The organism is Lentimicrobium sp. L6 (assembly GCF_013166655.1).
In the GTDB taxonomy this organism is placed as follows: Bacteria; Bacteroidota; Bacteroidia; order Bacteroidales; family UBA12170; genus UBA12170.
In genome coordinates, this window is the sequence record NZ_JABKCA010000180.1 from 1 (window position 1) to 970 (window position 970).

1 protein-coding gene is annotated in these 970 nt (G+C 43.4%); it reads right to left on the reverse strand.

Features of this window, described 5'->3' with window-relative positions; genetic code table 11:
- Positions 1-970 (reverse strand): PKD domain-containing protein (locus tag HNS38_RS20105; protein WP_172347010.1); only part of this gene is annotated, 970 nt, incomplete at both ends.

The window sequence follows — 970 nt, forward strand, 5'->3', positions numbered from 1 at the left end:
CCATTGAGAGTGCTCAAGTCGGTGAAATCTACTGGTGTGCCAAGGGCCACTTCTGAGTTGGAGAAGTTGGCGGTGGCAGATGGGTTTAGAAATATGTTTCTAGTGATATCTTCTGGGCAGCCATTTTTAGTGGCTATCAACTCTATGTCGTGGTTTCCTCCGGTGAGGAAGGTGTGAGTTGTGTTTTGACCTGTGGCGGATTGTCCATCGTCAAAGTTCCATTCCCAGGTATCTGGAATCACAGAACCAGAGCTGACGATGGCATTTAATTCTGTTGGTGTATTATCGCATAGTCCCATATCGGTGAAGTCTACAGCGAAATCGGGAGTAACCGAAATACTTTGGCTGGTTACATCTTGGCAAAGCCACTCATCGGTGATGGTGAGCTGAATGTCTTGGTTTCCTGAACTTGTAAAACTATGAGTAGGACTTGTTAAACTATAATTACTTCCATCGCTCAATGTCCATTCGTAAGTCGTGATATTTCCTGCCGATTGACTTTCATCGCTAAAAGTGACCTCCTCAAATTGGCAGTAGGGGCCGCCGGGTGTAAAGTCGGCTATAGGAAGGGGGTTAATCGCTATAGCTTGGCTACTGCTATTTACACAATTGTTTTCATCGCTTACTTGCAGACTGATGTTGTAGGTATTGGGAGAGGTGAATGTTACAGATGTGTTTTGATCTGTGGAAGAGTTTCCATTGTCAAAATCCCATGACCAATCAGTAATAGCCAAATCATCTCCAAAACTTGCATCAGTTAAAGTAACCGGGTCGTTTAAACAAAGCCCATCTGAAGTAAAGCTAGAGGTGGGTAATTCTTTTACTATGATTGTTTTTGTTAAACCTGCAGTACAATCATTTAAATCTCCAATAAGTGAGATGGTATATTCCCCGGGGCTAGTGAAAGTATGTGGAGCCACCTGTCCGTCAGCAAAGGTACCTCCAGGTAAAATCCAATCATACTCTAAAG